Annotated in this window: 27 protein-coding genes; 19 read left to right on the forward strand and 8 right to left on the reverse strand. The window is 41.3% G+C overall.

Going from position 1 to position 25,280, the window contains the following annotated elements; genetic code table 11:
• The 4 genes from DL92_RS18755 to DL92_RS18760 all read left to right on the forward strand — a co-directional run.
• On the forward strand, window positions 1-168 hold a 168-nt coding region (locus DL92_RS18755; protein WP_034468823.1), incomplete at its 5' end, for a transposase.
• A 205-nt stretch (window positions 169-373) separates the two neighbouring features.
• The gene (locus DL92_RS0108615) at window positions 374-1,060 is read left to right on the forward strand and encodes a polyphosphate polymerase domain-containing protein (RefSeq protein WP_330371053.1); all 687 of its coding nucleotides are present in this window, start codon (window positions 374-376) and stop codon (window positions 1,058-1,060) included.
• A gap of 45 nt (window positions 1,061-1,105) precedes the next feature.
• Window positions 1,106-1,777: a DUF4956 domain-containing protein gene (locus DL92_RS0108620; RefSeq protein WP_026667420.1), complete on the forward strand. Its 672-nt coding sequence runs from the start codon at window positions 1,106-1,108 to the stop codon at window positions 1,775-1,777.
• Window positions 1,778-1,799: 22 nt separating this feature from the next.
• A complete protein-coding gene (locus DL92_RS18760) occupies window positions 1,800-3,548 on the forward strand; it encodes a CotH kinase family protein (protein WP_051625275.1) in 1,749 nt (582 codons plus the stop codon).
• Between the two features lie 56 nt (window positions 3,549-3,604).
• Here the strand turns inward: DL92_RS18760 and DL92_RS0108630 are convergent, their stop codons facing one another.
• A complete protein-coding gene (locus DL92_RS0108630; protein ID WP_026655934.1) occupies window positions 3,605-4,177 on the reverse strand; it encodes a rhomboid family intramembrane serine protease in 573 nt (190 codons plus the stop codon).
• Between the two features lie 144 nt (window positions 4,178-4,321).
• On the opposite strand from DL92_RS0108630, the gene DL92_RS0108635 reads away from it, so the two are divergent.
• The 3 genes from DL92_RS0108635 to DL92_RS0108645 all read left to right on the forward strand — a co-directional run bounded on the left by DL92_RS0108635 (window position 4,322) and on the right by DL92_RS0108645 (window position 8,006).
• Entirely contained in the window at window positions 4,322-5,575 is a 1,254-nt protein-coding gene (locus tag DL92_RS0108635) for a DUF2130 domain-containing protein (RefSeq protein WP_026667421.1), read from the forward strand.
• Between the two features lie 52 nt (window positions 5,576-5,627).
• Window positions 5,628-6,983, forward strand: coding sequence for an MATE family efflux transporter (locus tag DL92_RS0108640; protein WP_026667422.1), 1,356 nt, complete (start codon window positions 5,628-5,630; stop codon window positions 6,981-6,983).
• A gap of 75 nt (window positions 6,984-7,058) precedes the next feature.
• The gene (locus DL92_RS0108645) at window positions 7,059-8,006 is read left to right on the forward strand and encodes an NmrA family NAD(P)-binding protein (RefSeq protein ID WP_026655931.1); all 948 of its coding nucleotides are present in this window, start codon (window positions 7,059-7,061) and stop codon (window positions 8,004-8,006) included.
• A 66-nt stretch (window positions 8,007-8,072) separates the two neighbouring features.
• On the opposite strand, the gene DL92_RS20210 is transcribed toward DL92_RS0108645, so the two are convergent.
• The 3 genes from DL92_RS20210 to DL92_RS0108660 form a co-directional block, all read right to left on the reverse strand.
• Window positions 8,073-8,894 carry a CPBP family intramembrane glutamic endopeptidase gene (locus tag DL92_RS20210; protein ID WP_026667423.1) on the reverse strand — a complete coding sequence of 274 codons (822 nt, stop codon included), beginning with the start codon at window positions 8,892-8,894 and terminating at the stop codon, window positions 8,073-8,075.
• A 4-nt stretch (window positions 8,895-8,898) separates the two neighbouring features.
• Window positions 8,899-9,462, reverse strand: coding sequence for a phosphatase PAP2 family protein (locus DL92_RS0108655; RefSeq protein ID WP_051199008.1), 564 nt, complete (start codon window positions 9,460-9,462; stop codon window positions 8,899-8,901).
• Window positions 9,463-9,697: 235 nt separating this feature from the next.
• Window positions 9,698-10,264, reverse strand: coding sequence for a phosphatase PAP2 family protein (locus tag DL92_RS0108660; RefSeq protein ID WP_242845843.1), 567 nt, complete (start codon window positions 10,262-10,264; stop codon window positions 9,698-9,700).
• A 328-nt stretch (window positions 10,265-10,592) separates the two neighbouring features.
• Between DL92_RS0108660 and DL92_RS0108665 the strand changes: the two genes are divergently transcribed.
• Window positions 10,593-10,997, forward strand: a complete 405-nt coding sequence (locus tag DL92_RS0108665; RefSeq protein WP_026667426.1) for a hypothetical protein — start codon at window positions 10,593-10,595, stop codon at window positions 10,995-10,997.
• Window positions 10,998-11,039: 42 nt separating this feature from the next.
• On the opposite strand, the gene DL92_RS18770 is transcribed toward DL92_RS0108665, so the two are convergent.
• The 3 genes from DL92_RS18770 to DL92_RS0108680 form a co-directional block, all read right to left on the reverse strand.
• Window positions 11,040-12,242, reverse strand: coding sequence for a type II toxin-antitoxin system HipA family toxin (locus DL92_RS18770; RefSeq protein ID WP_051199009.1), 1,203 nt, complete (start codon window positions 12,240-12,242; stop codon window positions 11,040-11,042).
• Complete coding sequence (locus tag DL92_RS0108675; protein ID WP_026655919.1) at window positions 12,229-12,513, reverse strand: helix-turn-helix domain-containing protein; 285 nt, start codon at window positions 12,511-12,513, stop codon at window positions 12,229-12,231. Before DL92_RS0108675 ends, DL92_RS18770 begins: the two co-directional genes overlap by 14 nt.
• 348 nt (window positions 12,514-12,861) lie before the next feature.
• Window positions 12,862-13,137, reverse strand: a complete 276-nt coding sequence (locus DL92_RS0108680) for an HU family DNA-binding protein (protein WP_026655918.1) — start codon at window positions 13,135-13,137, stop codon at window positions 12,862-12,864.
• 374 nt (window positions 13,138-13,511) lie between these two features.
• Here DL92_RS0108680 and cysK point away from each other — a divergent pair, with 374 nt between their 5' ends.
• From cysK to DL92_RS0108735, 11 genes are all read left to right on the forward strand, one after another.
• Window positions 13,512-14,447 carry a cysteine synthase A gene (cysK, locus tag DL92_RS0108685; RefSeq protein ID WP_026655917.1) on the forward strand — a complete coding sequence of 312 codons (936 nt, stop codon included), beginning with the start codon at window positions 13,512-13,514 and terminating at the stop codon, window positions 14,445-14,447.
• A 221-nt stretch (window positions 14,448-14,668) separates the two neighbouring features.
• The gene (locus DL92_RS0108690) at window positions 14,669-15,853 is read left to right on the forward strand and encodes a MalY/PatB family protein (protein ID WP_026667427.1); all 1,185 of its coding nucleotides are present in this window, start codon (window positions 14,669-14,671) and stop codon (window positions 15,851-15,853) included.
• A 44-nt stretch (window positions 15,854-15,897) separates the two neighbouring features.
• The gene (locus DL92_RS0108695) at window positions 15,898-17,088 is read left to right on the forward strand and encodes a trans-sulfuration enzyme family protein (protein WP_081816864.1); all 1,191 of its coding nucleotides are present in this window, start codon (window positions 15,898-15,900) and stop codon (window positions 17,086-17,088) included.
• A 143-nt stretch (window positions 17,089-17,231) separates the two neighbouring features.
• Window positions 17,232-17,393: a YezD family protein gene (locus DL92_RS20705; RefSeq protein ID WP_081816865.1), complete on the forward strand. Its 162-nt coding sequence runs from the start codon at window positions 17,232-17,234 to the stop codon at window positions 17,391-17,393.
• A gap of 102 nt (window positions 17,394-17,495) precedes the next feature.
• Entirely contained in the window at window positions 17,496-18,368 is an 873-nt protein-coding gene (locus DL92_RS0108705; RefSeq protein WP_026667429.1) for a radical SAM protein, read from the forward strand.
• Entirely contained in the window at window positions 18,361-18,735 is a 375-nt protein-coding gene (locus DL92_RS0108710) for a NifB/NifX family molybdenum-iron cluster-binding protein (protein WP_034468826.1), read from the forward strand. Before DL92_RS0108705 ends, DL92_RS0108710 begins: the two co-directional genes overlap by 8 nt.
• A 135-nt stretch (window positions 18,736-18,870) precedes the next feature.
• A complete protein-coding gene (gene nifH, locus DL92_RS0108715) occupies window positions 18,871-19,719 on the forward strand; it encodes a nitrogenase iron protein (RefSeq protein WP_026655912.1) in 849 nt (282 codons plus the stop codon).
• A 37-nt stretch (window positions 19,720-19,756) separates the two neighbouring features.
• Window positions 19,757-20,752 (forward strand): PLP-dependent cysteine synthase family protein, encoded by a 996-nt coding sequence (locus DL92_RS0108720; protein ID WP_026667431.1) that lies wholly within the window; start codon window positions 19,757-19,759, stop codon window positions 20,750-20,752.
• A 26-nt stretch (window positions 20,753-20,778) separates the two neighbouring features.
• Window positions 20,779-22,248, forward strand: a complete 1,470-nt coding sequence (locus DL92_RS0108725) for a nitrogenase component 1 (protein WP_026667432.1) — start codon at window positions 20,779-20,781, stop codon at window positions 22,246-22,248.
• Between the two features lie 19 nt (window positions 22,249-22,267).
• Entirely contained in the window at window positions 22,268-23,566 is a 1,299-nt protein-coding gene (locus DL92_RS0108730; RefSeq protein ID WP_026667433.1) for a nitrogenase component 1, read from the forward strand.
• 115 nt (window positions 23,567-23,681) lie between these two features.
• Window positions 23,682-24,170 (forward strand): NifB/NifX family molybdenum-iron cluster-binding protein, encoded by a 489-nt coding sequence (locus tag DL92_RS0108735; RefSeq protein ID WP_026655909.1) that lies wholly within the window; start codon window positions 23,682-23,684, stop codon window positions 24,168-24,170.
• 44 nt (window positions 24,171-24,214) lie between these two features.
• On the opposite strand, the gene DL92_RS0108740 is transcribed toward DL92_RS0108735, so the two are convergent.
• A complete protein-coding gene (locus DL92_RS0108740) occupies window positions 24,215-25,276 on the reverse strand; it encodes an alpha/beta hydrolase (protein ID WP_026667434.1) in 1,062 nt (353 codons plus the stop codon).
• Between the last annotated feature and the right edge of the window lie 4 nt (window positions 25,277-25,280).

Consider the following 25,280-nt stretch of genomic DNA (forward strand, 5'->3'; position numbering starts at 1 on the left):
AGACATTTCTGGTGCAGAGGCTATTACGTAGATACTGTAGGTAAGAATGCAAAGAAAATCGAGGAGTACATAAAGAATCAGTTAAAAGAGGATTTAGAGTACGACCAAATGACACTAAAAGAGTATATTGACCCGTTCACGGGTGAGCCGGTAAAGCAAAACAAATAAAAATGAGCCCAGGGGGCTCTGTAGGAAAATGATGTTGCGGCTGGCGAACCATTCGGCGAGTCTTTAGACTCAGCGCCGGCAACAGGCCCTTATAGGGCCAGAACAAACCACCGGCTAAGCCGGTGGTTCTGATTGTTTTTCAGGTTCATTTCAGGTTGGGAATTTATTATGGCTTCAAGACGATAAGGAAGGGAGAAAAAGGATAGTGGAAAAGCATTACAGACATGAGCTCAAGTACAGTATTTCTTATTCTGAGTACATAGCGATGCGAAAACGTCTCAGAAATATAATGATCTCCGATCCGCATACGGATTCAACAGGCCTTTATCAGATAAGGAGCATTTATTTTGATAACAGCGATGACAAAGCGCTGCGGGAGAAGATAGACGGCATACAGAAACGTGAGAAATTTCGTATCAGGTATTACAATGATGATTTTTCTTTTATAACACTTGAAAAGAAAATGAAGATTAATGACCTGTGCCTTAAATATGATGCAAGGATTACCGAAAGCGAGTGCAGGAAGATACTTGAAGGAAATCCGGAATTTATGAAAGACAGCCCACATGAGCTGGTAAAAGAACTATATGCAAAGATGCGATATCAAAGGCTCGTTCCGAGGGTTCTGGTGACATATGTACGTGAACCGTATATATACAAGGCAGGAAATGTCAGGGTTACATTTGATTCGAAGATAAGAACATCTCTATATAATCGAGAATTTCTTATAAAGGATGTCAAAGACATAAGTGCGACGGATAACCCGGAGGATATGATACTGGAAGTAAAATACGATGCGTTCTTGCCGTCGGTGATACAAGACCTGATACAGGTTAATAACATGACCAGACAGGCATTTTCAAAATACGGCGTATGCCGGAGATTCGGATAAAAAATTGAGATACAATAATCTGTTCATTTGAAGGAGGAAGAAATAATGTCATTTAACGATATTTTTAAATCAAACTTTTTGGAGAGCGTAACACAGTTTTCCGTTGTAGATACATTGATGGGAATGGCCTTTGCACTGGCGATTGGATTGTTCATCTTTTTAATCTATAAAAAGACATTTAGCGGAGTTATGTATTCCACGAGCTTTGCAATGACTCTTGTAGGACTTGCGCTTGTGACCAACCTTGTGATCATGGCGGTTACATCAAATGTTGTTCTTTCACTCGGAATGGTCGGAGCACTTTCAATCGTGCGTTTCCGTACAGCGATAAAAGAGCCTATGGAAATAGTATTTTTGTTCTGGGCGCTTGCGGCAGGTATCGTAGTCGGAGCGGGAATGATCCCTCTTGCAGTGATCGGATCCGCGATAATCGGGATAATCCTTGTTTTGTTTGCAAATAAGAAAGTTTCAAACGTGCCATATATTCTTATTGTTGATTGTTACGATGAGAGAGCAGAGGAGATGGCATGCGGCATTATAAAAAAAGAAGTTGAAAAGTATATCGTTAAATCCAAGACTGTTACTGATGATGGAATCGAGTTTACGGTGGAGATACGTACCAAAAATGCGGCAACAGGTTTTGTTAATCATATAAATGATGTTGATGGTGTTTCAAGTGCTACACTTGTTGCATTTAACGGCGAGTACATGAGCTAAGGTTTAATAGGAGGATCTTGATATGGTTACAAACAAGCATATTAATAAGATTGTGGTGATCATCATGGCCATGGCTGTAATGATATGTGTGCTTGCCGGAATAGTCATGGGACGAAGTGATAAATATACTGCAAATGCAAACATTTTAATGGAATACCCAAGCAAGCTTTTTGATACAAATGAAGTTATAAGCGTAAATATCAAGATGGACGAAGAAGAATGGAATGAGATGTTGGAAAATGCAATGTCCGAGGAATATTACTCCTGTGATGTCGAGATATGCGGCGAGACATTTAAGAATGTTGCTATACGTCCAAAAGGAAATACATCTCTTTCATCGGTAGCAAGGGATCCTGATACCGACAGATACAGTTTTAAGCTGGAATTTGGTCATTTTATGGAAGGGCAGACATGCTTTGGACTTGATAAGCTTATTCTCAATAATAACTACGCTGACGCCACCAATATGAAAGAGGCGATCGTATATGACATGTTCAACTTTATCGGAGCAGCATCACCGCTGTACAATTACGCATTGATATCACTAAACGGTGAGTACAAGGGTGTATATCTTGCATTGGAAGCTGTTGAAGAAAGCTTCTTGCTCCGAAACTACGGAACCCGTAACGGAGAGCTATATAAGCCCGAAAGTATGGGAATGGGCGGCGGAAGCGATAATAAACCCAAATCTGAACAGGGAGCAAAATCGCAGCAAGGTTCGGGAGGCGGAAAGCCACCGTTTGGTGTAGACGGCAAGCCGGATCATGGCGATTTTAATCCGCAGGATAAGCCGGACATGGAGGGCGATACCCCCGGAGCACCTCCACAAATGCCTGACATGGAAGGCTTTGATCCTGCCAATATGCCATCACCTCCCGGTATGGAAGGTGATAATTCCGACAATCATCCAACACCACCTGACGGTATGGAAGGTGGCGGTCCTATGATGGGCAATGGCGGCGCTAATCTGAATTATATTGATGACGATCTTGACAGTTATTCTACAATATGGGACGGCGAGATAACAGATACGGCAGACAACGATCACAGAAGAGTGGTTAAGGCACTTAAGAATATAAGCGAAGGAAATGACATAGAGAAATATCTTGATGTAGACAATATCCTTAAATATATGGCTGTGCACACTTTTGTGGTAAATATGGACAGTCTGTCAGGAAATATGGCGCATAACTATTATCTTTATGAGCATGACGGAAAGCTTAATCTTTTCCCGTGGGATTATAATCTATCATTTGGCGGTATGTCATCCATGGGAAGATACGGAGAAGACAGCGATAAAGGAACTGAGATGGTAAATGATGCGATAGATACTCCATTTTCGGGAACCGACTTTTTTGATACATTATTGGAAAATGAGGAATATCTTGAAAAGTATCACGAGTATCTGAGAAAACTAACAGAAGAATATGTTGACGGAGGAAGATTCGAAGAAACCTATAACAGGATAGGAAGCCAAATAGATGCACTTGTTAAAGAAGATCCGACAGCGTTTTACAGCTATGATGAGTATAAGACGGCATGTGAAACATTGTATAAAGCGGTGAAGCTAAGAGCTGAAAGTATCAATGGACAGCTTGACGGAACGATACCGTCTACCGATGAAGAGCAGAAGCAAGATTCAGCTGCACTTATCGACGGTTCTGAAATTGATGTCAGCGCTATGGGAGCTCATAGCGGGGGTAAAAAAGAAGGCAATTCGGAATTTCAGGATAACAATTCCGTGAAGCATTCAAAGAAAAAAAGTGGATAATAAAAAGGGAAACGTTTCAAAACGGCGTTTCCCTTTTTACAGCATTGAGCCTTTTTTTAATAATAATCGTCTCTGTTAAGATGATATCCGATGATGGCACCGATGACACCACCTATGATATGTGACAAGTTTGATATATCGTCCTGAAGAAACAATCCGTCATGAATCTGTTGCCCGAGGAAAACGACAGTAACCAGTATAAATGTCAGCGGAATGTCTCCTTGTCTGAAATTTGTAAATGACGTAAGGAGGATAAAGGCAAATACAACTCCGCTGGCGCCGCACAAAGCTACATTTTCAAATAGGATGTAGTTTACTATTCCTGTAAAGAGTGCGGTTATTACAATTATCTGAAGTATTGGCTTAGATCCGTATTTTTCCTCAAGCAAGGGACCGAGCAATAATAGATAGGAGGCGTTACTGATGTAATGTTCCCAACCGCTGTGTCCAAGTACGTGTGTAAAAAATCTGATGTAAGTAAGCGGATCGGTAAGTGGTGACCTGTAGGTCATAAACAGGAGCTGGTCAGAAAAGCCGTTTGTAAAGGCGCTCAGCTCCAATACGCCAAAACTTAGCAACATAAATCCCAAAACTACCGGGGAATTAAATGTAATTCTTAATCTTCGCATAGAAACCTCACTTTTTTTCTAATGCCTCTATAATAGCACATTTCCTTAATAACTTTGACCTTTTTAATTTCGCATTTTATTATTGATATATACGTTTTTGGGGGAAGAGCATTCTACAGGTGCATCTTCCGGAGAGGAGCAGAAATGGCAGAACTTAAGTGCCCGCATTGCGGACAGGCTTTTACGGTTGACGATACGGAACTTGGTTCCATTATGAAGCAGATAAGAGATAAAGAATTTGAAAAAGATCTTTCGAGCCGTGTTTCCGAGCTTGAAAGACATTATAGAGAGAAGCATGAGCTTGAGCTTGCGGCAAAAGAGAACGAGATCATCTTAAAGAGCAAAGCTCAGTATGAGAAGGAAAAAGAGGATCATCAAAAGGAACTTGATGACCTTAGAGTGCAGCTTAATAAGGCTCTTGAAGAGAAGAGTCTTCTTTCCATGGAAGTTAAAGGCGCTGAGGACAAGACAAAACTTGCCGTTCTCGAAGCCGTAAGAAAAGTGGAAACAGAGAAGAACGAGCTTGCCAATGCTCTTAACGATGAGAAACATGAACTTGAAAATGCCCTTAATCAGGAAAAAGAAAAGGGCAAGATCCTTCTTGAGCAGAAAGAGAAAGAAGTTGAGTTCTATAAAGATTTAAAGACCAAGATGTCAACAAAGATGGTCGGCGAGACGCTCGAGCAGCACTGCGAGATACAGTTTAACCAGCTTCGTGCGACTGCTTTCAGAAATGCATATTTTGAAAAAGATAATGATGCAAGAAGCGGAAGTAAGGGCGACTATATCTACAGAGAGTGCGATGAGAACGGTGTTGAGATAATCTCAATAATGTTCGAGATGAAAAACGAGATGGATGAGACCGCGACAAAGCACAAGAATGAGGACTTTTTTAAGGAACTTGATAAAGACCGCAAGGAGAAAAACTGTGAATATGCCGTGCTTGTCTCACTTCTTGAGAGCGACAGTGAACTCTACAATGCAGGAATTGTCGATGTTTCCTATAAATTTGATAAGATGTATGTTGTGAGGCCGCAGTGCTTTATTCCTATAATCACGCTTCTTAGGAATGCTGCGTTCACCGCGCTTGAATACAAGCAGGAACTGCAGCTTGTACGCAATCAGGATATTGATATCTCAAACTTTGAAGACAGTCTGATGAAGTTCAAGAATGATTTTTCAAGGAATTATGAGATAGCGCACAATCACTTTGACAAGGCTATCGATGAGATAGACAAGACTATTCAGCACCTTGAGAAGGTGAAAAAAGAACTGCTCGGTTCCGACAATCAGCTCAGGATTGCAAACAGCAAGGTTGATGATGTCAGCGTAAAGAAGCTTACGCGAGGCAATCCGACCATGAAGGCGAAGTTCGAAGAAGCAAAAGGTGTGCTATAATGTTTTTTGCTGCACTTATTGCAGGAAATAATTTATATCGGAGCTAATTTAAATGTCTACTCAAAACAGAAGAGAATACTTTACCACAACACCTATACCGAAGCTTATTATGACATTATCTTTTCCAACCATAATAAGCATGCTGGTTACGGGAATTTATAACACGGCTGATACGTTCTTTGTATCGAGAGTTTCAAGTAATCCGGAAGTAAATACCGCAGCTACCGCGTCTGTAGGACTTGTTTTTACCGTTATGGCGATTATTCAGGCAGCAGGATTCTTTTGCGGACACGGATCGGGAAACTATCTGTCAAGAATGCTTGGCGCCGAGAAGTATGAAGAAGCAGATGAGATGGCATCTACAGGTTTTGCACTGTCGATCATTCTCGGAATTGCTTTTGCTCTTATCGGAAATATTTTTCTGACCGATATTGCCGGTGCGCTTGGTGCAAAGAGTGCGCAGACTTTGACATTTACAAAGCAGTATATGAGGATTATATTGCTTGGCGCTCCGTTTATGATGGCGCAGTTTGTTATAAACAATCAGCTCAGATTCCAGGGAAGCGCATATTACGCAATGATCGGTCTTATGAGCGGTGCTGCGATGAATATGATACTCGATCCGCTTCTTATCATGGTATTTCACATGGAAGTTACGGGAGCTGCGATCGCAACGGTTATGGGACAGATTACAAGCTTTTTTGTCCTTCTAATCGGAACGACCAAGGGTGAAAATATAAAGCTTAATATTAAGAAGGTCAGACTTAACGGGCATTACCTCTTTGAGATAGCAAACGGAGGCGGACCTTCACTTGCAAGACAGGGACTTGCGGCTATAGCAACTCTCGTTCTTAACAGAACTGCGGGAAGCATAGGTGCTGATGCGGCAATTGCCGGAATGTCTGTTGCAACAAGAATCCTCATGCTTATGGTTTCGGCACTTATAGGATTTGGCCAGGGATATCAGCCCGTATGCTCGTTTAACTACGGCGCAGGACTTACGTCAAGGGTAAAAGAGGGATTCTTTTTCTGCCTTAAATATGCATCAATCTTCCTTTTGGGACTCGGAGCGGTATGTTTCTATTTTGCACCGAATCTGATAGCTCTTTTCTCCAAGGACGCAGCTGCCGTGGAGGTTGGTGTAAAGGCGCTCAGATTCCAGTGCGCGACGCTGTTCTTATCAGGCCCTATTGTAATGAGTAATATGATGCTTCAGTCTATAGGAAAGGGAGTTAAGGCTTCAATTACGGCATCTGCGAGAAACGGTATCTGTTTCCTTCCAATGATACTGCTTCTTCCAAGGTTCTTTGGAATCACAGGAGTAGAGATTGCGCAGCCATGTGCCGATGTACTTTCTACGCTTATTGCGGTTCCGTTTGCATATTCGGAACTTAGAAAGTTTAAGTGATATAATATAAGGGTATATAAAGGCAAAAATTCAAAACGCCTATATCATAACAATTTCATAGAAGGAGGTATTTTCATGGGTAAACTGTTACTTACAGGTGTTGATGGAAATCTTGGCGCTGAGGCAGCGAGAGTGCTGCTGACATTGGAAGATAAGAGTAATCTTATATTCTGCGGCTACAGTGAAGATTCACTTAAGGGATTTGCAGCTCAGGGAGTTGAGACACATGTGACGGACTTTAACTATCCGGACGGGCTTGCGGAAGCATTTAAGGGTGCCGATGTTCTTGCTCTTATCTCTATGCCTTTTGTCGGTGAGAAGAGGCAGAGCGCTCATAAAAATGCTGTCGATGCGGCGAAAAAAGCGGGTGTAAAAAAGATTATCTACACATCCCTTGTAAATGCCGGTGATGAGACCAATCCTTCGATTGAAAAGCTTGATCATATCTACACTGAGAACTACATTAAGGGCGAAGGCCTTGATTATATCTTCCTTCGTAATTCCCAGTACGCAGAGGCTATGATCACCAATTACTTTACATATGTGCATGCGAATGCACCTCTTACAAACAGCCAGGGCGACGGACTTATGGCATACATTTCAAGAAAAGACTGTGCTAAAGCCGTTGCATACGCACTTCATCGTGCATCCGAATATGACCACGCAACTCTTAACATCAACGGAAAAGAGCTTATGACTATTACCAAGTTTGTCGAGATCGGTAACAAAGAGACCGGCAACAATATAAGCTACAAGGCGGTTACCGATGAAGAGAATTACAAGATTTTTGATGCTATGGGAGTTCCGAGAACTACAGACGGTCTTTTCAAAAAAGGAAGCGAAGCGCCGTTCTCAAGTGACGGTATGGTAACTTTCGCACAGGCGATAAGAGAAGGCAAGATGGCCGTTCATACCGATGACTTCAAGAAACTTACAGGGGACGATCCCATCACCGTAGATTTCATGTTCGCTCACAGTGATGACTTCCAGATCGGTGAGAGACATTCGAAAGATAAGAAATAATTGAAAAAAGAGAGTACTTCTTGATTATGCGATATATTCAAGAAGTACTCTTTGTTTTTGGGAAACTTAGTTTTCTACTGTCTGATAAACATCTTTCATTTTACTGTCTCTGATGAGGTAAAGTCCAAGCAATACCGATACGATCAGAATCAGAATTGACTTAAGGATGATTCCGTTACCAAGCCATTCTCCGATGAGCACATCCATATCTTCTCTGTTAGCGTAGATCATAGGGTATACCATTAAACTGATGTCGAAGAGGTAGTGCAATACTATATTTCCCCATAGATTTCCTGTTCTTAAATAAAGTGCCGCTAAATAGAAACCGATTCCTACAGCATAAATGATCTGAGCGTATATAGGTGTCGGATTTGTTGCGCCGTCAAGGTTTGAAATATGAATTGCGCCGAAGACAAGTGATGACAATGACATTGCAGCCAGGCATGATGCTTTGCTGTTACCAAATGCTTTTTTAAAGAATGAGAGCAACAATCCTCTGGTAAGTAATTCTTCACGAATACCGGCGCCTAAAAAGACTGAGATTAAAAACAGTACAACAGATTTTGTGTCCATGGCCGGTGTGCCGTAGTCTTTGATTGCCTTATACATATTTGTTATCAAATAGAAAGCAGTAACGGCTGACATGACGCTGCCAATTATAAAAGTATCTTTAAAGCTTTTAAATGAAAAATAAAAAACCTTTTTTTCTCCGAAACCAATTATAACTGCTGCAAGAATAGCAATGATCAATAGTAGATAAATTGCGTCCACAAACGGCAGATTGGAAAGATTTGCATATTGAACGATCATCGCCGGAAGAGTCAGCATCAATGCAAAAGCCAGTACAATACCACCTAAATACTTTATCAATCTTAAACTTGTTTTCATATTATTATTTCTCCGTTAGTATTTTCTTTTTTAAAAATCTAATGAATGCTTCGATTATCAAATAGCTCAGAACACCGCATAGAGCACCTGAAAGAATTCCACCCAGAATATCCGTCGGCCAGTGAACAAAAAGATACATACGGCTGAAAGCACCGAGAGAAGCAAAGACAAGAGCCGGAATTCCCAATTTCTTATTACTTAAGAATACTGTTGTCGCTAATGTAAAGAACCCGGTTGTATGTCCTGACGGAAAAGAATAACTGTTTGGGCTGTCAACTAATAATTTCACGCCCGGTTCCAGCCAGCATGGCCTGCATCTTGTGATAAGATGCTTTAATTCATGGTTTATGAGTATTTGTGAAAGTAAATAAGCAAGAATCAGTTGAATTCCGATTCGTCTTGTTTTTGGATAGACAATCGATATAAGTATCAAAATCATAATTATGTTGCCTGAATTAGTGAAAAATAGCATAATTGAATCTAATATCGGATTATGAATGCTTTGCAAAAAGTGTAGGAACTTAAGTTCCCAATCAAAATAAAAAATTGTACCCAGATCTTGTGGCATATTAGGTCTCCTCTCTATATACTATGACTATCATACTATTATAAACGTACTATGTTAGTCGTAGTTTTGGTTCAGATAACAATATACTATGACAGTCGGAGTATGTCAACAGCTATTTTAATCAGTCGCATCCATAGCGGAGCGTTTTTATATCATAGGAAAGCAATTTGATATAAAAAAAGCAAAGGAGCATGGTTGCAGCCTTTGCTTTCTTTGAGAAAATGGAAATTACAAATTATCTTCTTTTTTTCTTTTTAAATAATCCTGCGAAAGGATTAGTGATCTTATAGCCTATCTTAGCGCTGAGAACACCTGTGATCATTCCGCCGATGACATCTGTCGGCCAGTGAACGAACAGGTATAAGCGGCTGAAAGCTACCAGTGCAGCTATTACAAGAGCCGGAGCTCCGAGTTTCTTATTCTTTAAGTGAACTGCCGTTGCCATTGCAAAAAAAGCATTTGTATGACCGGACGGAAAAGAATAGTCATGTGGAACAGGTATGAGCAGTGGTACGCTTTGATCTAACCAACAAGGTCTGCATCTCATAACAGATGGCTTTATTGCTACATTTACTATCAGTACAGATATAACTACGGCAATTGCCATTGGAATGCCATATTTTCTGGTCTTTGGAATAATGATAAGAGCAAGTAAAAATAATGCGATAAGTATGGCTTTATCACCCAAACCGGTGAAAAAAAGCATTTTTTTGTCCAATTCAGGTGTGTGGATAGTTTGTAAATGGTGCAGGAATTCCAATTCCCAATCCATATAAAAAATTTTGCCTAAATTTTCCGGCATAGTCTGTCTTCCTTTCTAAATGCCATTACAGACATTGTATATAAAACATCTTACTTTAATCGTTAAGTGGGTCAACGGTTATCGGATATTTATAGCATGGTATTTGTTAATAAAAATGTAATAACAGATGTGATGTGTTATCCTCCCATATTTGTGAAAAAGAAATTGAGCAATATGATAAAGAAACAGTATAGTTTTTTCCTTGTCAGTACAAATAACGTGCGCCTATCATTAAGTTAATATATTCTTGTTTTTCCGTCATTTTAAGGGACTATCGAATGTTTGGAAAAGAAAATTATTAAGATGATGAGAGGTATAATTAGGCACTATGGGCATGGCAGAAAAGAGCAAGGAAATTATTCACGACACAAGGATTGAAGGGAAGGAGATTCAGACAGACAGTGGAAATAAGATAACGTTTAACGGCAATTATTTCTGGACAAAGACAAGCGGATTTATTGAACAGCTAAATGTTTACTTTTTTGTGGACATCGATGGACAGAATCAGGTGATAGAGTGGAATAACGGAGATGCCGGAAAAGGCTGGTTTTTGCGTCGCTGGAAGGAAAGAGGAGATGAGACTTTTTCAGCACGTGACGCCTATGTTTACAAGATGATCTTTTCCAAAATGCCGGAGAGAGAAGGGCAGATATCAAAGCCTGAATGGTTATTTTTGGACAGCGAGTCTGAAGAGAGCAGAACCTTCATTGATATGTTGGAAAATTTGAAATAAATTTAAGATAGTTAAAGCCGGAAATCGTGATGATTTCCGGCTTTAATTGGTTTTGGGAACAGATATTTCATAGATATGTTCGCGAAAAGGTATATGTTCTGTATCGCTCTGACTTGGAGTAAGGTATTTAGCCAATGCTTTTGCTTTAAGATTGATTTCATCATAACAAGCGGTGCAAAATCTCGCGGGTAATCCGGCATCTGATCCGATTTTTACGATATCTTTTTTGGATATATCTCGTCCTTTTCCGTTTACAGATGTCGTATGCTCACCCCAATAAGTATCGCTGTATATAAGGTCATATGCTGGGGCTAAATTCCAGCCTTGTAAATCTGTATGTATAAATGAAAAGTTTTTTGTGTGGTCATCTCTATTATGTGTGGCAACATTAAAGCACATAATTCTATATAGTTGTTCTTTATCAAGTTCAGCATCTTTTGTAAGTGCTCTTGCTAATTTGAAATAGGTTTCATAATCGCAAGATGGAGCACGGAAATCCGCTTCCAAGAGGGCTGCAAATGTTATGATGAATACTTTTTCGTTATCTTTTCTATCAAATCTTTCTGTTTTAAAATATCCATCACATACCGAGGAAGGAATAAGATCCGTTTCAGTCATAGATATTCCGCAATCTTTTGCACATAGAGAGTAATCATATTCACATTTGCCGCTTGTGTCGGGATCGTTTTTTGAAGGAAATTTCACTATCCATTCCCTGTTGTCTTCGGAAAGAAGTATTTTTGGGCGGGTTCCTCCGCTTGATCCCCCCATTTTATACAGAATATCTAATTGGTCGGAATTTTTGGACGATAGAATATTTGCACATTCCTTTGCTATTGTATCGAAGTCTAAACCTGCATTCTTGTAATCAAAATCGGCCTCTTTTGACGGCATATATTCAAGGGCGCCCATACCACTTTTTCCGACATATGCAAGTCTTTCCAACGTGGTTATTTCGCCTCTTTTTATGCCAATTGATTCCAGGTACCTATCTAAAAGTAAGTGCCCCCAACTATCGGGGAGACTGTCAGCAAAGACACCGAACAGTCCACCAAAACGATCCAGTGATCTTTCATTGGGTACAAAGACATCATTTCGAAGCGGAAGCGAAAAAGGACTGATGGAAAAGCCATTTTTTTGCCATTCGCTGTCATACTGGAATGCAATTCTTTTATCGGGAGTTTCGGCAAGAGTGCCAACATGTTGACTATGATAATAAACATCCAGAGTCTTATTTACTTGCATTTATTACCTCCTCAATGCTGGTGTAAACAGGTTCGGAAAATAAATTGTTTATTTCTTGTATCAGTCCAAGCTCCATAGTCAGTTTTATAAAAGATTCAAGCGAAATCTGTCCGGTTTTCTCAAACTTGCGCAAAGTGGCATAACTTACATTGCTTCTTCCGGCAAGTTGTTTTTGTGTAATCTTTTTCCTTTTTCTAACGCTTTTGATCTTATTTGCCAATCTAAGGGCAACATCAGACGGCGTATCCCATAAATAATTTGTATAATCCATAATGGTATCCTCGTTTTATATGACCACACTTTTTTGCTATTATTATAGCATTTTATAGCGAAAATCTCAATAAATTGACATTATAGTAGCAATAATAAATCACACACTCATCATACGCCTCATCATACGCATATAATGGCAGAGAAGTAGAATGGAACTGCAGTGAAGATTCTATTGTAGAAACTATGAATGAATCTAAGTCTAAGCCCGGAGTGGGTACGTTTATTGTGGCATGCGTCGGCATACTTTCAACGCTCACAGGCTGCGGTATATATACAATAAAGAAAGTAAGGGAATAAGATTAAAGCCGGAAATCGCGATGATTTCCGGCTTTATAAGCATTACTTATTATTCGTTTACAATATCCTTCAGAGCTTTACCTGCTTTGAATTTAGGTGCTGTAGAAGCAGGGATATCAATCTTTTCACCTGTCTGGGGGTTCTGTCCAACTCTTGCAGCTCTTTCTGTTGTCTCAAATGTTCCAAATCCAACGATCTGAACTTTACCTTTGTTTGCAAGCTCATTTGAAACTACTTCGATAAAAGCTTTAACTGCCTTCTCTGATGCTACTTTTGTAAGATCGGCCTCCGTAGAGATTGCCTCAATAAGTTCTTCTCTGTTCATACTTTTGAACCTCCTTAATGCTTTTTCCATCACTAAAATCACTTAAGAAACGTCGTGACTAAGGAATAATAATACAATTGGCGGGCGTTGTCAATTTTTTTATAACGAGAAACGGCATAAATACTGGGGTTTAAACCATTAAGCCAAGATATGTTAATGAAAAAATAAACATGTATACAAATAGACAAAATGCTCACATCAGTATCCATGCGCATCTTGGCTGTTTTTCAATTAGATTATGTATTGTAATAAGCAAAGTTTATACTCCGCTATAAGTATTCCTTAATTTTCACCTAAGTACCCTTATGCTATGATTCAATCATCAAAACAAACACGAACCAAAATAAAAATGAAATATAAAGGAGAAATGAATCATGGCAGACATCAAAGAAAGCGCATTGGAACTTATCGGAGGAACACCTCTTCTTAAACTTAACGGATATAGCAAGAAGGTTGGAGCAACAAATGCAAATATCCTTGCAAAGCTTGAGTACTTGAATCCCGCAGGATCTGTAAAAGACAGAGTAGCACTTAGCATGATCGAAGATGCTGAGAAGAGCGGAAAGATCAAGCCCGGAGCAACAATCATCGAGCCTACAAGCGGAAATACAGGTATCGGACTTGCAGCAGTAGCAGCAGCTAAGGGATATAAAGCAATCCTTACACTTCCCGACACGATGAGTGTTGAGAGAAGAAATCTTCTTAAGGCATACGGCGCTGAGATCGTTCTTACAGAAGGCGCAAAGGGTATGAAGGGAGCGATTGCCAAGGCAGAAGAACTTGAAAAAGAGATTGAAGGTTCAGTAATTCTCGGACAGTTCGTTAACCCTGCAAACCCTGCAATCCACAAAGCAACAACAGGTCCTGAGATCTGGGATCAGACAGACGGAAAGGTTGACATCTTCATCGCAGGTATCGGTACAGGCGGAACAATTACAGGTGTAGGCGAGTATCTCAAAGAGCAGAATCCTAACGTTAAGGTTATTGCAGTTGAGCCCGCTACAAGCCCCGTTCTTTCAAAGGGTGAAGCAGGACCTCACAAGATTCAAGGAATCGGTGCAGGTTTCGTTCCTGAGACACTTAATACAAAAGTTTATGATGAAGTTATCGCAATTGAGAACGATGATGCATTTGCAGAAGGCAAGAACTTCGCAGTATCAGAGGGTATCCTTGTAGGTATCTCATCAGGTGCAGCTCTTAAGGCAGCTACAATCGTTGCGGCAAGAGAAGAGAACAAGGGAAAGAACATTGTTGTACTTCTTCCCGATTCAGGTGACAGATATCTTTCAACACCTCTTTTTGCGAACTGAATGATATAGGCGTCATAAGTCAATAATGCGTACATGCTTGCATGTTAAGCATTCATTGACTTCGTATATCATTCACATTATAAAAACAACTACACTAGCAGACCGCCGGTGGTCATTTCCACAAAGCGATCAACATACAATTATATTATTGAACTGACTAATATGAGACCGCTTGTCATCATACATGATGAGCGGTCTCAATTTAAAAAGAGGTACTTATCGTGAGTAAATACGATTTTGATAAAGTGACGGACAGGCGCGGAACAAGCAGTCTTAAATATGATTTTGGAATGGAAAGAAGGAGGCGCGACGATCTGCTTCCGCTCTGGGTTGCGGACATGGACTTCAGGCTCCCCGACGAAATTCTTGATGATATAAAGGCGAGAGTAGATCACGGCATATTCGGATATACCGATCCAAAGGAAGACTATCAGAAAGCAGTATCAAGCTGGTACAGCAAAAGACACGGCTTTGAGATAGAAGGAGATTGGAATACTGTAGTGCCGGGAATCGTGTACGCCATCGCGATAGCGGTCAGAGCTTTTACACAGCCCGGTGAGAGCGTGATAATTCAGGAACCCGTATACTATCCGTTCAGAGAGACAATCGATCTTAATAAAAGAAAAGTTGTGAACAACCAGCTTGTATATAAAGACGGACATTACGAGATTGATTTTGAAGATTTTGAGAAAAAAATTGTTGATGAAAACGTAAAGTTGTTCTTACTTTGCAGTCCTCACAATCCCGCGGGGCGTGTTTGGACAAAAGAGGAACTCATAAAACTCGGTGATATCTGCGAAAGGAATAACGTCACGATATTTGCGGATGAGATTCATTCCGATTTTGTATTCAAAGGATATGAACACACATCGTTTATCACACTCGGAGAGAAGTACACGAAGAATCTGATTCTCGGAACTTCACCGAGTAAGACTTTTAATATTGCGGGACTGCAGATCGCAAATATAATAATTCCGAATGAATCTGTAAGATACAAATTCAGAAATGAAAATGATGCCGGAGGATACAGTCAGTGTAATGTCATAGGACTTACGGCAACGAAGTCATGCTATGAAAAAGGCGGCGACTGGGTTGATGAATTAATCGCTTATCTTGAAGGAAATCTTGATTACATCAGGTCTTTTGTAAAAGAGAAACTACCGAAGATAAAGTTGATAGAGCCTGAAGGGACATATCTTATCTGGCTTGATTTTGCAGGTGCTTTTGATAACTACAGAGAACTTAGAAAATTTATAGAAGATGAGGCGAAGCTCTGGCTTGACGGAGGAGTGATATTTGGAAGAGAGACGGTTCTTTTTGAAAGAATTAATATAGCGAGCCCTCGAAGCATTATTGAGCAGGCAATGGAACAGCTCTATGATGCATACAGTAGAAGATTTGGCTGATCTGATCAGTTTTTTCTTAAATATATACATCAGGAGGAGTTTTTGTGAGTACGGAGAATGACTGTAAGAAACAAGAAGAATACAGCGTGGATACAAAGTGTCAGTTAAATGATGCGCGGCTAAAAGATATCTGGGGAGCTGTCAGCTATCCGATTTATCAGACGGCTACATTTGCGCATAAGGGACTTGGTGAGAGCACGGGATTTGATTATACGAGAATGCAGAATCCCACAAGGCAGCAGCTTGAAGCTGTTGTAGCTCTTTTGGAAAACGGAAAAGATGCGATAGCTTTTGCAAGCGGAATGGCTGCGGTTGCGGCTGTGATGGAGCTCTTTTCACCGGGAGATCATTTCATAATCGATTCGGATCTCTACGGAGGAAGCGTAAGACTATTTAACGAGATCAGCAAAAAGAACGGTCTGACATACACGACGGCTGATTTAAGCAGCAAAGATGTGATCCCTCTTATAAAAGAGAACACGAAGGCTGTGTATCTTGAGACACCGACCAATCCTATGATGAATGTCACGGATATAGAGAAGCTGGCGAAAAAAGTCCATGAGAGAGGACTTATCCTGATTGTGGATAATACTTTTTTGTCACCTTATTATCAGAACCCGCTCGACTTGGGCGCGGACATAGTGCTTCATTCGGGAACTAAGTTCCTCGGAGGGCACCACGATACCATAGGCGGTTTCGCAATCGTCAAGGATGATGAAATCGATGAGAGGCTTCGTTTCATTTACAAGACGACAGGCGCGGGACTAAGCCCTTTTGACAGCTGGCTTATCCTAAGAGGAATCAGGACGTTGTCGGTAAGACTTAACAAGGCTCAGGAGAATGCTTTTGCGATCGCGGAGTATCTTAAGAAAAGCAAGCATGTAACGAAAGTAATCTATCCGGGGCTTAAAGAGCATCCGGGGTATGCGATCATGAAGAAGCAGGCAAGAGGCTTTGGCGCGATGCTTACTTTTGAAGTTGATTCTGCCGAGTTTGCAAAAGAGATCCTTGCAAATGTAGATCTTATCTATTTTGCGGAGAGCCTTGGCGGAACGGAGACACTTATAACGTATCCGATCACGCAGACACATGCGGATGTTCCCGCAGACGTGCTTGAAAAAAACGGCATCAACGATCGAATTCTCAGGCTTTCTGTAGGAATAGAAGGAACGGAAGATCTTATAAGTGAATTTGAAAGAGTATTTGAAGTGTCAGAAAAGAATACTCAAAAATAGAGGGTTAAGAATTTTTTATACCCTGCTATAAATTTTTAGTGTTTTACAACGACGCTATGCTAAAGCATAATGCTAGTAACATCAATGTGTAAGGCAAAACACATAGTATTAAATAATCTGTTAAACAGCGAGGAGATAAACTTATGGCAAAGGTAGAAGTACCCCTGACAAAAGAAGTTGATGAGGCTGTTTTGGAAGGGATAATTGATAGCATCAAAAGTTTACAATATGGCACGGTCACGATCACGGTTCATGATGGCAAAGTAACTCAGATTGAGACCAGTCGTAAACAGAGATTCAGTTAAGAGAAACTACTGCAGTTTTGTCGAGGTCGGTTTGAATGTCTTTTGGCGAACGAGGTGATAGCGGAAGTTTCGCGTTTTATATTTTTGTAGGAGAAAAAGAGAATGGCTAGAACGTATGAAGAACTTGAGAAAAACCATCCGTGCTTTGGTGGTTGCAAGTTCAACGCAGGCAGGATTCATCTTCCGGTAAGTCCCGGATGCAACATTGCGTGCAGATTCTGTGACAGAACGATAAACGACGTTGAACAGCGCCCCGGAGTAACGTCTAAGATAATAACCCCGGATGAAGCGAATACATTTATTGATAAAGCACTTGGTTTTGTTCCAAATATCAAGGTCGCGGGAATTGCAGGCCCCGGAGATACTTTGGCAACGGACTATGCGTTTGAGACTTTCAAAAAGATCGGCGAGAGTCATCCTGAGCTTCTTAAGTGCATGAGCACTAACGGACTTCTTCTTTACGAGAGGGCCGATGAGCTTATAAACATTGGAATAGACACTCTTACAGTTACTGTTAATGCGGTAGATCCTAAGATTGAAGCAAAACTCAATGAGTATGTTATCTGGCACGGCGAGAAGATATACGGAGAAGAGGGAGCTAAGATCCTTATCGAAAACCAGCTTAAGGGAATCAAGAAGGTTGCCGATGCAGGTGTTACGGTCAAGATAAATACGGTTCTCGTACCCGGAATAAACGATGAGCACATAGCTACAATCGCTAAGACGGTCAGAGAATTGGGAGCGATAATCTACAACATAATCCCGCTCATACCGCAGCATCAGCTTAAAGATATACCAAAGCCCACTTGTGAGCAGATTGAAAATGCAAGAAGCGACGCGGAACAGTATATCAAGGTATTCAGACACTGCGCACACTGCAGAGCCGACGCAGTAGGAGTACCGGGTGTTTCGGAGTACAGTAAGCTCGTATATCAGAGCAGATTAAATGTAAGGAATACTTTTTCACATGGATAAAGCAGTTTACAGAGTCGCGCTCGCATCTACGGACAACAGGTTTGTGGATCAGCACTTTGGAAGAGCTGAGAGCTTCCTTATAGTGGATGTGGATGATAACGGCGAATACGAAGAGATTGAACAGCGATTTGTTGACCCTGTGTGTAACGGAGGGCATCATGACGCTGCTAAATTAAAAAGAGGAGTAGACGGAGTTTCCGATTGTAATTTTGTTTTGGCAGCCAGAATTGGAGACGGAGCAAGAGGAGAGCTTGAAGAACGAGGTATTGCGGCATTTGAAATGCCGGGGCCTGTTTCGGAAGCGATAAGGAAACTTGACGGATATCTGAAACTACTTCAGGAAATGAATAGTGTAAATGGACAGTAATGAAGCTGACCGGACAACCGGAGGTTTTGTGAATTTGATCGTTTGGATCATTTTTCGCATGCCTTTTTTATTTGCGCTTTTTTGCGCAAGCGAAATTTTAAAAAATAAATCAATAGTTAAGAGGAGAAAGAAAAAATGGCAGAACTTAGGCAGATTGCAATTTACGGAAAGGGAGGAATCGGAAAGTCAACAACAACCCAGAACCTTACGGCAGGACTTGTTGAACACGGCAAGAAAGTAATGGTTGTTGGTTGCGATCCCAAGGCGGATTCAACAAGACTTCTTCTTGGCGGACTTGCTCAGAAGACGGTTCTTGACACTATCAGAGAAGAAGGTGAGGACATCTCACTTGATCGTATCATGAAGGAAGGCTTTGGCGGTACAAAGTGCGTTGAGTCAGGCGGACCTGAGCCCGGCGTAGGATGTGCCGGAAGAGGTATCATCACTTCAATCAACATGCTTGAGAACCTCGGCGCATATACAGAGGACCTTGACTATGTATTCTATGATGTACTCGGTGACGTTGTCTGCGGTGGTTTCGCAATGCCCATCCGTGAAGGTAAGGCAAAAGAAATCTATATCGTAGCCAGCGGTGAGATGATGGCTCTTTACGCCGCAAACAACATCTCAAAGGGTATTCAGAGATATGCAAGAACAGGTGGAGTAAGACTTGGCGGTATCATCTGTAACTCAAGAAACGTTGACAGAGAGCTTGACCTCTTAAGAGCATTTTCAAAAGAGCTCGGAACTAAGCTTCTTTACTTCGTCCCCAGAGATAACGTAGTTCAGCACGCTGAGATCAACAAGAAGACGGTTATCGAGTACAAGCCCGATTCAAACCAGGCTCAGGAGTACAGAAACCTGGCACAGGCAGTTATTGAGAATAAAGATTTCGTAATTCCCACACCCATGACTCAGGAAAGACTTGAGGAAATCCTCATGGAGTACGGAATGATGGAACTTTCAGACGATTACAAGATCTGATTGTATTAAGAAGATGCATGACTAAGGAGGAACACGTATGTCAAACGTATATAAGTCAATTACAGAGCTCGTTGGAAGAACACCTCTTCTTGAGCTTTCAGGATTCGAAAAACATCACGATTTAAAGGCAACCGTTATCGGAAAACTTGAGTATTTTAACCCTAATCAGAGCGTAAAGGACAGAATTGCCCTTTCAATGATAGAAGATGCTGAGAAGAGCGGAAAACTTAAGCCCGGCGACACTGTTGTTGAGACAACAAGCGGAAATACAGGTATCGGACTTGCAGCAATAGCGGCTGCAAAGGGATATCCTTTCAGAGTTTATATTCAGGATCAGGTTAGTAAGGAGAGATTCCAGGTAATCCAGGCATTTGGCGGAAAAACAATTAAGCTCGGCGATGAACCTGTTATCGCAAAAGTTCTTGATGAGACAGGCGGCGACTTCGTTGCTGCTATCAAGGCGCTTAAGGAAGATGTTCTTGATAAGGAAGAGAATGTCGTATTCCTCGATCAGTGTTCGAATCCCGCAAACCCTGCGGTACACAAGAGAACAACAGGCCCCGAGATCTGGGAGGATACAGACGGTGAGGTAGATATTCTTGTTGCCTGCGTAGGAACAGGCGGAACAATCTCAGGAACAGGTGCTTATCTCAAGGAAAAGAATCCTAACGTAAAGGTAGTCGGTGTTCAGCCGGGACCTAATTCACTTCCTGACAAGGATAAGAATCAGCCTGAAGAAGAGATCACTGGAGTACATCCTTTTGAAGGTGTTGCTGAAAATCTCATTCCTTCAACACTCGACAGAAAGATTTATGACGAATATATCGAAGTTGAGGCTCTTGAAGCATTTGAGGCAGCAAGAGAGGTTGCGGCAAACGACGGTATCCTTATCGGTACATCATCGGGAGCGGCTCTTTATGCAGCAAAGAAGCTTGCGCAGAGACCTGAGAATGCAGGAAAGAAGATAGTTGCTATATTCCCTGATACAGGACTCAGATATCTTTCAACCAATCTTTTTGCAACACAAGAATAAGAAAAAAGTAGGAGATAAAAGATAATATGGCAACAAATTTAAATAACTCCAATGTAGCTACAAGAGAGAACCGAATCGGATCTATCACAGGCTACATCGGTTCACTCAAAGATCTTGCAAGTCAGAGTGAGTGCGGTACTTTGAAAGGCTGTTCAAGATGTTTTTCACAGTCAAGTTCATGCCTTTCAAGCTGTGCACTCGGTCAGCTCTCTGCTATAAGAGATATTGCTATTATTCACCACGGCCCTGCGGGATGTTCCGTTGCGGCAGCAGGCACATATTACCTTGATAAGGTTATGGCCAAAAAACGTGGTGTAACGAATAACACTGTTTATGTCGGAACCGATATGAACGAGAATGATACGATATTTGGCTCTACATCTACGCTTCGAAACATCATCGTTGAAGTAAACAAAAGATATAGCCCAAAGGCAATTTTTGTTTCAAGTTCCTGTGCAACGGGTATCATCGGTGAAGATATCGACAGCATCGTCGATGAGTTAAAAGAAGAGATTGATGTGCCTATCGTTGCGGTTCACTGCGAAGGATTCAAGTCAAGAATCTGGGCAACAGGTTTTGATATCGCAGATCACGCGGTACTTCAGTCAATCGTTCAGCCTCCGAGAGAAGGCGTAAAGAGCAACAAGATCAACTTCAAGAATTTCTATGAGAGTGCAAGACCTGAGATCATCGAGATGTTCAAGAACTTTGATCTCGAGCCTACATTCCTTTACTGTAACTCAACTGTTGAAGAGCTTTCACATATTTCGGAAGCTGTTGCCACAACATGTATCTGCGGAACACTCGGAAACTACTTAGGAAACGTTCTTGAAGAAAAGTATGGCGTTCCTTACGTAAGAAGTATCAACCAGTGTGGCATCGTCGGTTTTGAGGCATGGCTTCGCGAGATTGGTAAGGTTACGGGAAGAAGCGACAAGATTGAGAAGTATATTGAAGAGCAGCGTGCAATCTACCTTCCGAAGATTGAAGAAGTTAAAAAAGAGCTCAAAGGACTCAGAGCAGTACTCGGCATGGGACCCGGTTATACTTTCGAAGTATCACGTGTCCTGAATGAACTCGGAATTGAGGTTGTTTGGGCACTTGCATGGCACTATGACAAGAAATACGAAAATGGTGACGTTCCGCCTTCAATGAAATATCTTTTGGATAATAACATTGATTTCGAAGCAAGTGTTGCCGATCAGCAGAATTTCGAGGTTATGAATATCCTCAACAAATATCAGCCCGATCTGTATCTTTCAAGACATCCGGGTTCGACCGTTTGGGCTATCAAGAACGGAACACCTTCTGTGTATGTTGCCGATGAGTATATGATCTTCGGTTACAAGCATACTCTGGAATTTGCATATTCCATACTCGATAGCATCAAGAACAGAAGCTTTGAGAAGAATCTCGCAAAGAGAACAAAGCTTCCTTACACGGATTGGTGGTACAAGCAGAACGTAGGAGAATTCCTTGTTAATGATAACAAATGATTCACGGAGGCTGATATAAATGGCAAAGTTACTTGATAAACAAAGATATAAGTGTGCACTGGGTGCGATGCAGACAGTGCAGGCAATAGAGAGAGCCATTCCGATCCTTCACTCGGGACCGGGATGTGCGCAGAAGCTTTCCGACGGAAACGGAAGCAGCGGATATTTTTCACCAAATATTTTCCCCTGTACCAGTATCAACGAAAAAGACGTTGTATTCGGCGGTGTAAAAAAGCTTCATTCAACAATCGAGAATTCGCTCAAGGTCATCGACGCAGACCTCTATGTGGTTCTCACAGGCTGTATTCCTGAGATTGTAGGCGATGATTCGGGTGAAGTCGTATCTGAATTTGCAGATGCGGATAAGCCTGTAATCTATGCTCCCACAGCGGGATTTAAGGGAAATAACTACAGAGGACACGAGCAGATAATCGATGCGATCATAGATCAGTATGTAAAAAAGACTGACAAGAAGGAAAAGGGGCTTGTGAATATCTGGGCCGACGTTCCTTATCAGGATCTTTACTGGCTCGGAAACTTAAGAGAGCTTGAGAAGCTGTTAAAAGAGATCGGGCTTACACCCAACACTATCTTCGGATATCAAAGAGGAATCAAGAATATAGACAAGATTGCTTCGGCTGAGTTTAACCTTCTTATTTCTCCTTGGGTTTCTGTTAAGAACGTAAAGAAGATGGAGAAAAAGCTCGGTATTCCTTATCTTCATTACAGCACACTTCCTATCGGAGCTTTCGAGACAAGTAAGTTCTTAAGGGAAGTCGGAAAGTTTGCGGGAGTGGATGAAAAGAAGGTCGAAGACGTAATAACAGAGCATGAGAATTATTACTACTACCTCATCGAGAGATTTGCGGATCTTTTCCTTGAGAACCGTGTAATCAACAAGCAGTTCTCTGTTGTAGCGGATGCACAGTACGCTCTCGGAATTACCAAGTTCCTTACAAACGATCTCGGACTTGTTCCAGCAAAGCAGTTTATCACCGATGATACGCCGAAGGAATACAGGGAAGCTATTACCGAAGAATTCAAGAAGCTCAACTACGGACTTGAAGCTGAAGTTGTATTTGAGACAGATAGCTACAAGGTTCATGAGCAGATAAAGAGTCATGACTATCACGGATATCCGCTGGTTCTCGGTGGTTACTATGACAAAGAAGTGACGGAAGACTTAAAGGGTAACTTCCTCAATATCTCATGGCCCGTTAAGGACAAGATTGTTCTTAATGATGCAATTGTTGGATACGATGGCGGTATCAGACTTATTGAGGATATCTACACGGTAGCTTCACAGAGGTTCAACTAAAGAAATATTGATCCGGTCAGTGTTTCTCCAATAAATAATCACAGCGACAACACAGCTTTTGATCTAACTAATCTGCCTAAAGTTCGTGTTTATAAATAATAAGAGGAAAAAAGCGATGTCATATTTGATTGCTGTCGCAACATCAGATGCCAAGGTCGTTGACCTTGGCTTTGGTGCTGCTAAGGGGTTCCATATCTACGAGGTGGAAGGAACCGAATATAAAGAAAAAGAATACAGAGAGTTTGCGGAAGAAGAGATAAGTTCCGATGTGCAAAGCGGTTGTGGCGGACAGACTTCCGGATGCGGTGACACGAGCAATTGTGGAAGTCCGAGTGGAGGTTGCGGCGGAACCGGGGGTCACGACGGCTGCGGCGCCGGTTCACGGAGTGGCTGCGGCGGAAGCGACGGAGCTCTCAGAAAAGTCAATCTCATCGCAGATTGCCGAAGCCTTGTCTGCAAGAAAATCGGTTTTCAGGCTCAGAAACAACTTGAAAAGAAAGCTATCGCAGGTTTTGATGTAGAGTGCAGTGTCGATGAAGCTCTCACCAAGATCGCAACTTATTTTGATAAGATCGATAATCACGTGAGCCTTAGAAGAGGATGATTGACGGATAAGTGAGTTTAGGAGTCGCTTTCCGAAAGTGAAGATTACTTCTTTCCCATTCGATTTGCGATATCGTGAACATATTCAGAAAATTCCTCGGATCTTGATTCAAGAAGTCCGTGTGTGGCATTTTTCATAACGTACATTTTCTTATCGGGAGCATTTACCTTTTCAAAATACTCACAAGCCATATCGTAATTAGTCTGGTAATCCATGTCGCCGTTTATATTGTAATACGGCACTTTGTAGTCATATTTTCCGCTAAGCGAGCACTCATAAAGACCATGTGCAAAAAAAGGTATATATGGATCCATCGAGATTGCAATATTTTTTACATAGCCGATATAGTCTTTTACCATGTAATTTGGATTAAAAAGAATCGTCGCAACTATATTGTAATCTCGACCATCTTTCATCATCCCATAACCGTACCTGTCCATTATTTTACTTCTGGCGGCCATGGCTTCAAGGCTATCAGCGTTATCAGGCGACCATTTTTCAAGAAGAGCCTCTCCTTGCGCATCACCATTCGTCCACTCTTTTGCTGCCGCATAGAGTCTTAATTCATTCTCATAAATGTCTATACATTGTCCTGTTCCGATAAAAGCGTCGTAGTACTGCGGGTATTCCAATGACAGATTTGCGCCGAACATAGATCCCCATGAATGCCCAAGCAAAGTTATTTTTTCTTTTCTCATATAGGATAAAAGAAACTCAGTCATTGCCTTGCCGTCAGCCATCATAATATCCTTGGTTATCTTATCCGAAATGTTTTTCTTATCAAAGCTCTTTCCAACATTCCTCTGATCCCACGTAACGACAGTATATACGTCACTCCACTTTCGGGTAAAAGAATAATCTACGGGACTTGTCGCAGATCCCGGCCCTCCGTGCAGATACAAAAGAACGGGATTGTTTATGTTTTGTCCATAAATGTTTATCCATTGCCTGCTTCCGTTTATATCAACGTAAAAAGATTCATTTATCCCGCCTTTCGGTGTTCTCTTATTTATTCCCATTCCGACAGATCTGACAACAGCTAAGATTATTATCATTGTTGCCAGAACTATCAAAATTTTTTTTGCTGTTTTTAGCGTTGCTTTCATGCTT

It is taken from the genome of Butyrivibrio sp. AE2005 (assembly GCF_000686965.1).
Taxonomy (GTDB): Bacteria; Bacillota; Clostridia; order Lachnospirales; family Lachnospiraceae; genus Butyrivibrio; species Butyrivibrio hungatei_A.

What these genes read in the sequence shown, in the direction of transcription:
- DL92_RS0108620 (WP_026667420.1), top strand. Translation starts at nt 1,106, where the DNA reads ATGTCATTTAACGATATTTTTAAATCAAACTTTTTGGAGAGCGTAACA.
- DL92_RS18760 (WP_051625275.1), top strand. Translation starts at nt 1,800, where the DNA reads ATGGTTACAAACAAGCATATTAATAAGATTGTGGTGATCATCATGGCC.
- DL92_RS0108630 (WP_026655934.1), bottom strand. Translation starts at nt 4,177, where the DNA reads ATGCGAAGATTAAGAATTACATTTAATTCCCCGGTAGTTTTGGGATTT.
- DL92_RS0108635 (WP_026667421.1), top strand. Translation starts at nt 4,322, where the DNA reads ATGGCAGAACTTAAGTGCCCGCATTGCGGACAGGCTTTTACGGTTGAC.
- DL92_RS0108640 (WP_026667422.1), top strand. Translation starts at nt 5,628, where the DNA reads ATGTCTACTCAAAACAGAAGAGAATACTTTACCACAACACCTATACCG.
- DL92_RS0108645 (WP_026655931.1), top strand. Translation starts at nt 7,059, where the DNA reads ATGGGTAAACTGTTACTTACAGGTGTTGATGGAAATCTTGGCGCTGAG.
- DL92_RS20210 (WP_026667423.1), bottom strand. Translation starts at nt 8,894, where the DNA reads ATGAAAACAAGTTTAAGATTGATAAAGTATTTAGGTGGTATTGTACTG.
- DL92_RS0108655 (WP_051199008.1), bottom strand. Translation starts at nt 9,462, where the DNA reads ATGCCACAAGATCTGGGTACAATTTTTTATTTTGATTGGGAACTTAAG.
- DL92_RS0108660 (WP_242845843.1), bottom strand. Translation starts at nt 10,264, where the DNA reads ATGCCGGAAAATTTAGGCAAAATTTTTTATATGGATTGGGAATTGGAA.
- DL92_RS0108665 (WP_026667426.1), top strand. Translation starts at nt 10,593, where the DNA reads ATGGGCATGGCAGAAAAGAGCAAGGAAATTATTCACGACACAAGGATT.
- DL92_RS18770 (WP_051199009.1), bottom strand. Translation starts at nt 12,242, where the DNA reads ATGCAAGTAAATAAGACTCTGGATGTTTATTATCATAGTCAACATGTT.
- DL92_RS0108675 (WP_026655919.1), bottom strand. Translation starts at nt 12,513, where the DNA reads ATGGATTATACAAATTATTTATGGGATACGCCGTCTGATGTTGCCCTT.
- DL92_RS0108680 (WP_026655918.1), bottom strand. Translation starts at nt 13,137, where the DNA reads ATGAACAGAGAAGAACTTATTGAGGCAATCTCTACGGAGGCCGATCTT.
- cysK (WP_026655917.1), top strand. Translation starts at nt 13,512, where the DNA reads ATGGCAGACATCAAAGAAAGCGCATTGGAACTTATCGGAGGAACACCT.
- DL92_RS20705 (WP_081816865.1), top strand. Translation starts at nt 17,232, where the DNA reads ATGGCAAAGGTAGAAGTACCCCTGACAAAAGAAGTTGATGAGGCTGTT.
- DL92_RS0108705 (WP_026667429.1), top strand. Translation starts at nt 17,496, where the DNA reads ATGGCTAGAACGTATGAAGAACTTGAGAAAAACCATCCGTGCTTTGGT.
- DL92_RS0108710 (WP_034468826.1), top strand. Translation starts at nt 18,361, where the DNA reads ATGGATAAAGCAGTTTACAGAGTCGCGCTCGCATCTACGGACAACAGG.
- nifH (WP_026655912.1), top strand. Translation starts at nt 18,871, where the DNA reads ATGGCAGAACTTAGGCAGATTGCAATTTACGGAAAGGGAGGAATCGGA.
- DL92_RS0108720 (WP_026667431.1), top strand. Translation starts at nt 19,757, where the DNA reads ATGTCAAACGTATATAAGTCAATTACAGAGCTCGTTGGAAGAACACCT.
- DL92_RS0108725 (WP_026667432.1), top strand. Translation starts at nt 20,779, where the DNA reads ATGGCAACAAATTTAAATAACTCCAATGTAGCTACAAGAGAGAACCGA.
- DL92_RS0108730 (WP_026667433.1), top strand. Translation starts at nt 22,268, where the DNA reads ATGGCAAAGTTACTTGATAAACAAAGATATAAGTGTGCACTGGGTGCG.
- DL92_RS0108735 (WP_026655909.1), top strand. Translation starts at nt 23,682, where the DNA reads ATGTCATATTTGATTGCTGTCGCAACATCAGATGCCAAGGTCGTTGAC.
- DL92_RS0108740 (WP_026667434.1), bottom strand. Translation starts at nt 25,276, where the DNA reads ATGAAAGCAACGCTAAAAACAGCAAAAAAAATTTTGATAGTTCTGGCA.